Source organism: Youngimonas ophiurae (nom. illeg.) (assembly GCF_049803795.1).
In the GTDB taxonomy this organism is placed as follows: domain Bacteria; phylum Pseudomonadota; class Alphaproteobacteria; order Rhodobacterales; family Rhodobacteraceae; genus Thalassobius.
In genome coordinates, this window is the sequence record NZ_JBNAGJ010000017.1 from 1 (window position 1) to 5,243 (window position 5,243).

A 5,243-nucleotide genomic window follows, 5' to 3' on the forward strand; every position below is an offset into this window, starting at 1 on the left:
CGCGCCAACAGGGAGCCAATCGCGGGGCAGATGAGAGGAACCAAAATGATCTACCGCGAAGAAAGTGCCGAGTTTTCCGGCGATGCTTGCAGCCTGACCGGGGTGGCCGTCTACGATGTGGCCATTGAGGACGACTACAGCGCAGACGTTGGCGGGGTTGACGGACTGTCCGTGATGGGTGTCGAGCTGCTCTACGTTGACATGGACGGCTACCGCCTGCCCGCGTCCGCCGTTGAGCAGATCATCGGAAGTTCCGCCATGGAGCGCGTTTTGGATGGTGTGGCCGAGGCTGTTCAGGAGAACATTGCCGACTACGCCATCGCCGCCGAGTAGTCGGTATGGCCTGCCCGCTCAAGCAACTCAAAGAAATCATCGAAACGCTGCAAGCCGCTACTCACGGGGGACGCAGCGTCTGCCGAGGGGTCTCCTCTCCCCCTGGCGAGCGCGGGGGTCGCACACCACCACCGACCCCCGCGCCCAAATCAACCGAAGCCCAGATTTTTGACCACATGTACGGGAGCTTTGAAGAATGACCGATCTGAACTTCCCCACCATTTCCGAGTTGCAGGCGCGCCAAGCTGAACACGAGCGCGCGGAACATGCCGAGCGCCTGTGCCTGTTTCTGGTCGCATGTCTGCGCTGGGGCTTCGTTGCCGCTGTCGGGACTGCACTGGTCCTGACGGTTTTCAAATCAATCGCCCACCACGCCGCCACAACCTGTGGCGCTTGCTGAGAGGAGACAAGGCATGAACGCCGTTACCAAGCACGAAGAACAAGCCGTCCTGCCCGCTGATCCGATGGTTTCCATGATTGAGCGGGTTGTCATGGACCCGAACGCCGACCTGGACAAGCTGGAGCGGATGCTTGCGATGAAAGAGCGTGTGGACGCTCAAAGCGCGCGCGTTGCCTTTTCTGCGGCCTTGTCTGCTGCTCGCGCTGACATCCCCCCGATCATCAAGGATGCAACGGTTGACTTCACCTCACAGAAGGGGCGCACCCACTACAGGCACGAAACGCTGGCCGGCATCGCCAAGCAGATCGACCCCATCCTGTCCAAACATGGTTTGTCCTATCGTTTCCGTACAGATCAGGGACAGGGCGGCGTTCGCGTGACCTGCATCATCGAACACGCGCACGGCCACAGCGAAGAAACTTCTCTGGCCGGTTCGCCAGACACATCAGGCAGCAAGAACAGCTTTCAGGCCGTAGGCAGCGCAGTGACCTACTTGCAGCGCTACACGCTAAAGGCTGCGCTGGGGCTGTCTGCTGAGGTTGATGACGACGGGCAAGCCGCCGCGCCGCGCCCCAAAGAGCCTGTGAAGCAACGCCCGAGCGCGTCGCGCCAGAGCACGGCCGACCAGATGATTGCAGACCTCAAACGCCACGGCGTCGGGCCTGTCACGAGCGACAAACGATTCCAGCAAGATTTGGCGAAGCTGAAAGGTGATGCGCCTGAAAAGGCGGCGCAGGTCGAGGCGGAAATCGAAACCATGAAGAAAGCGCAGAACGCCGATCTGAACGGCGATGCGATTGAGCACTGAGAGGATTGAGAATGGAACATGTTTGCGTAGTCGATATTGAGACGATCCCGGCCCAAGGTCCCGAGTCGCTGGAATCCGCGAAGGCCGCGGTAAAACCTCCGGCCAACATCAAGAAGCCCGAGAGCATCCAGAAATGGATGGATGAAAATGCCGAGAATGCCGCGAAGGAGGCTCTTGCCAAAACAAGCTTTGACCCTGCGCGCGGCCATATCTGTACGATTTCTTGGGCTATTGACGATGATGCCCCCGTGGTCGCGCACGCCGAGACGGTGGAGCAAGAGGCTGACGTGATCCGTGCCTTTTTCTCGGCGTTCCGCAGCTTCGCAAAATACACGCTTGTCGGTCACTACATTGGTGGTTTTGATATCCGCTTCATTTTGTGCCGTGCCGTTGTTCTTGGCATTGAAATCCCACGCCAGATTCCGCGCGACCCTAAGCCTTGGGACAAGAGTATGTTCGACACGATGACCGCATGGGCTGGGGCGCGCGGATCCATCCGCATGGACAATCTTGCATCTGCCCTTGGCCTTGAAGGCAAGGGGGATTTTGACGGCTCTATGGTTGCAGAGGCGTGGGCGAATGGGGAGCATCAAAAGATAGCGGACTATTGCGTCTCAGACGTCATCGCCACCCGCGATATTTACCGCAAATTCCAAGCGGTCGGTTGGTGAAATGGCCGTCCACCCCATCAAACTCGCCACAGACACGCAGCGCCACCTAGCGCACCGATATGTTGACGCGATGCCAGAAGGTGGCGTGATCCGGTTCGAGCCGGAGCCAAAGCGCAGCCTGGAGCAGAACGCCAAACTCTGGGCCATGCTGGGCGACATTTCGAAACAGGCAGAACACAACGGGATGCGCCACAGCCCGGAGACTTGGAAGGCGCTCTTCATGCACGCTTGTGGGCACGAGGTGGCCTTTCAGATGGGCCTCAACGGGGAGCCTTTCCCGGTAGGCTTCCGCTCGTCTGCAATGACTGTTTCGCAGATGTCGGACCTGATCGAATTCATATCAGCCTGGGCCGCGCAGCACGGCGTTGCTTTTACCGAAAGGGGCTTCTGATGGCTACCACACTGCCAAAGCGCCCAATCTATCGCAAAGGCCAGCGCCCCGAGAAGTCGGCCCCAATTCGGCAAGCCGCTCGCGGTCGGGACTGCTCTTTGCAGATACCAGGCATATGCACTCACGACCCAGAGCGAACAGTAGGTTGTCACCTGCGCCTCTTCGGATTTGGCGGCATGGGCATAAAGCCTGACGATCTCTTTGTTATCGACGCCTGCGACCAGTGCCATGCCGTCCTGGATAGCCGCGACAAATGGGCAAGCGCGCCTATCGGATACGAGGACATTTTGCGAGCCCTGATGGTGACGCAAGCGCGCAGCAGGGCTGATGGGCTGATTTTATTGAAGGCTGAGAAAGAATGATCCCCGCTGCCACCACTCACGATGCCCGCAGCGAGGCAATCACGGACGCGCTTATTTCAGCCCGTGCCGTGATCGCCGACCTGACGCACCAGCCCGACGAAAAGGTGATCGCCGCGGCGCGCGTGATCGCCAAACACAGCCCCATGCCCACCGAGCGGGGCGAAGCCGAGGAACTGATTTTCTGGATGGAAGGACCGAATTAATGAAGATTTACACGCAAGAAGAATTTGACGCACTTCCGGTTGTCAACGGCGTTAGGCACTGCCCGACCGGCGACTACAGCAAAATTAAGGCATTCGGCGAGGAGTGCAGCTTCGAAAGCGGGCGGGTCAAGCCGCTGAATTGGAGGAAGCCATATTTCGCCGTTGATCGGATCGGATCCGAGCATCGAAAGGCCTATTTTTTCAAGAGCGCCGACGGCGAAACTTTTATCCGTGCGGGCTGTTTTTTCGGAGATCGCGCAGCGTTTCTGAAAAAACTTCACGCCGATGCTGATCACCAAAAAACAGCCATATACGAAGCCGCGCTGGCGCTCGCTGAAATGGTTTTGGAAGAGGAATCCACCAAATGACCCACCCCATAGACACCCACGTCGGAATCCGCCTCAAAAACCTGCGCGTCCTGCGTGGCCTGACACAAACGGACGTTGCCAAGGGTTTGGGCATCTCGTTCCAGCAGGTCCAGAAATACGAGCTGGGCCGCAACCGGATCAGCGCCAGTAAGCTGTTCGACATCTCTCGCATCCTGGACGTGCCGCCCGCGTATTTCTTTGAGGACCTGACGGATGACACCCCCAGCGGCCCGGTGATCGACCCGGAAACCGCCCGGATCGCGAGCGCCGTCGCCAAGATCACGGATGAGCGCCTGAAAACACAGATCCGCGCGTTCATTGACGCCGTGGCTGACTACAAACCGGCGGGGGCGTGAGCGATGCGCATACTTCTTATCGAAGACGATCCCACCACATCGAAAAGTATCGAAATGATGCTGACCCATGCGAATCTGAACGTCTATACGACCGATTTGGGTGAGGAGGGGATCGATCTGGCCAAGCTGTATGATTATGATTTGATCCTTTTGGATCTTGGCCTGCCCGATATGGACGGGCACGATGTGCTGCGGGAGCTTCGCACGGCTCACGTAAACACCCCGATCATGGCGTTGACTGGCGACGATTCCACCGATTCCAAATTGAAATTCTTCGGGTTTGGCGGGGACGATTACATGACCAAGCCTTTCCATCGCGAAGAACTGATCGCACGCATTCACGCCATTATCCGGCGCTCAAAAGGGCATTCCCAGTCTGTTATCCGCACGGGCAAGGTGAACGTGAATCTGGATGCGAAAACGGTCGATGTCGGTGGCAAGACAGTACACCTGACCGGCAAGGAATATCAGATGTTGGAGCTGCTTAGCCTGCGCAAAGGCACCACGCTGACTAAAGAGATGTTCCTCAACCACCTATATGGTGGCATGGATGAGCCTGAATTGAAAATTATCGACGTGTTTGTTGCCAAGCTAAGAAAAAAACTCAGCCAGGCGACCGACGGCGAAAACTATATCGATACCGTTTGGGGGCGCGGCTACCGTCTTTCTGACCCCGCAGTGGAGGAACAGAAATGACCGCCACCGACCGCCTCATATCCTTCACCCTCTACGCCGCTCTGGCCTATCTGGCCATCGGCCTGATCACTGGCGCTTGGGCCTGGCTGTTCATCGCCACCGTCCAGCCCGGCAACTGCCCCGCCCTGCCCGGCCTCGGCCGCATGGCCGTTCTGTCCGCCGCACTCGCAGGCTCTCGCGATCCGATTGGCCTGCTGGACTGGATTGACGATCTGGTGCGGGAATGGGGGCGGAAGTGACTGACCTGCCCCTGCCCCAAAATCTGACACCAACACAATTGCGCATCTTCGCCCTTCTGAGAAGAGGCGGCATACGCAGCACAGACCACATCGTTGATCACATCTACAGTGACCGAGAAGATGGCGGGCCGCTGGGGTCCAAAAGGGTCATCTACACCCAAATTCGCGCACTGCGCCGAAAGCTCGAAGGCACAGGCTACACCCTGCGCACCATCGGCTGGCAGGGCTACAAGATGGAGATTCACCATGACTGACACAACCCCCAAGAAGGTCCGGTACGACGGCAAAGAATACCCCAGCATCATCGCAGCCGCGCGCGCCCTGAATACCTGGCCGGGCGTCTTGAGCCGCTCCATCGCCAAGGGCGAGTATTTCGGCAAGAAGATCGAAGCGAAAGTCACGTTCGATGACTGACC

General features: G+C 58.3%; 13 protein-coding genes. All 13 read left to right on the plus strand.

The window, feature by feature from the left end; translation table 11 throughout:
• The coding region (locus ACP15O_RS18675; RefSeq protein WP_425097532.1) for a hypothetical protein at positions 1 to 333 on the plus strand (333 nt) is incomplete at its 5' end.
• Positions 334 to 529: 196 nt separating this feature from the next.
• Complete coding sequence (locus tag ACP15O_RS18680; RefSeq protein ID WP_425096617.1) at positions 530 to 733, plus strand: hypothetical protein; 204 nt, start codon at positions 530 to 532, stop codon at positions 731 to 733.
• Positions 734 to 746: 13 nt separating this feature from the next.
• Positions 747 to 1,541 (plus strand): ERF family protein, encoded by a 795-nt coding sequence (locus ACP15O_RS18685; RefSeq protein ID WP_425096618.1) that lies wholly within the window; start codon positions 747 to 749, stop codon positions 1,539 to 1,541.
• Positions 1,542 to 1,552: 11 nt separating this feature from the next.
• Entirely contained in the window at positions 1,553 to 2,212 is a 660-nt protein-coding gene (locus ACP15O_RS18690; RefSeq protein ID WP_425096619.1) for a ribonuclease H-like domain-containing protein, read from the plus strand.
• A gap of 1 nt (position 2,213) precedes the next feature.
• Positions 2,214 to 2,603: a recombination protein NinB gene (locus ACP15O_RS18695; protein ID WP_425096620.1), complete on the plus strand. Its 390-nt coding sequence runs from the start codon at positions 2,214 to 2,216 to the stop codon at positions 2,601 to 2,603.
• Positions 2,603 to 2,965, plus strand: coding sequence for a nuclease domain-containing protein (locus tag ACP15O_RS18700; protein ID WP_425097533.1), 363 nt, complete (start codon positions 2,603 to 2,605; stop codon positions 2,963 to 2,965). The genes ACP15O_RS18695 and ACP15O_RS18700 overlap by 1 nt, the downstream gene beginning before the upstream one ends.
• Positions 2,962 to 3,168 carry a hypothetical protein gene (locus tag ACP15O_RS18705; RefSeq protein ID WP_425097534.1) on the plus strand — a complete coding sequence of 69 codons (207 nt, stop codon included), beginning with the start codon at positions 2,962 to 2,964 and terminating at the stop codon, positions 3,166 to 3,168. Before ACP15O_RS18700 ends, ACP15O_RS18705 begins: the two co-directional genes overlap by 4 nt.
• Entirely contained in the window at positions 3,168 to 3,536 is a 369-nt protein-coding gene (locus tag ACP15O_RS18710) for a hypothetical protein (protein ID WP_425097535.1), read from the plus strand. Before ACP15O_RS18705 ends, ACP15O_RS18710 begins: the two co-directional genes overlap by 1 nt.
• Entirely contained in the window at positions 3,533 to 3,892 is a 360-nt protein-coding gene (locus tag ACP15O_RS18715; RefSeq protein ID WP_425097536.1) for a helix-turn-helix domain-containing protein, read from the plus strand. The genes ACP15O_RS18710 and ACP15O_RS18715 overlap by 4 nt, the downstream gene beginning before the upstream one ends.
• 3 nt (positions 3,893 to 3,895) lie before the next feature.
• Positions 3,896 to 4,588 carry a response regulator transcription factor CtrA gene (gene ctrA, locus ACP15O_RS18720; protein ID WP_425097537.1) on the plus strand — a complete coding sequence of 231 codons (693 nt, stop codon included), beginning with the start codon at positions 3,896 to 3,898 and terminating at the stop codon, positions 4,586 to 4,588.
• Positions 4,585 to 4,827, plus strand: coding sequence for a hypothetical protein (locus ACP15O_RS18725; RefSeq protein ID WP_425097538.1), 243 nt, complete (start codon positions 4,585 to 4,587; stop codon positions 4,825 to 4,827). The genes ctrA and ACP15O_RS18725 overlap by 4 nt, the downstream gene beginning before the upstream one ends.
• The gene (locus tag ACP15O_RS18730) at positions 4,824 to 5,081 is read left to right on the plus strand and encodes a helix-turn-helix domain-containing protein (RefSeq protein ID WP_425097539.1); all 258 of its coding nucleotides are present in this window, start codon (positions 4,824 to 4,826) and stop codon (positions 5,079 to 5,081) included. Before ACP15O_RS18725 ends, ACP15O_RS18730 begins: the two co-directional genes overlap by 4 nt.
• On the plus strand, positions 5,074 to 5,241 hold the full coding sequence (locus tag ACP15O_RS18735) for a hypothetical protein (protein WP_425097540.1): 168 nt from the start codon (positions 5,074 to 5,076) through the stop codon (positions 5,239 to 5,241). The genes ACP15O_RS18730 and ACP15O_RS18735 overlap by 8 nt, the downstream gene beginning before the upstream one ends.
• Positions 5,242 to 5,243 lie beyond the last annotated feature (2 nt).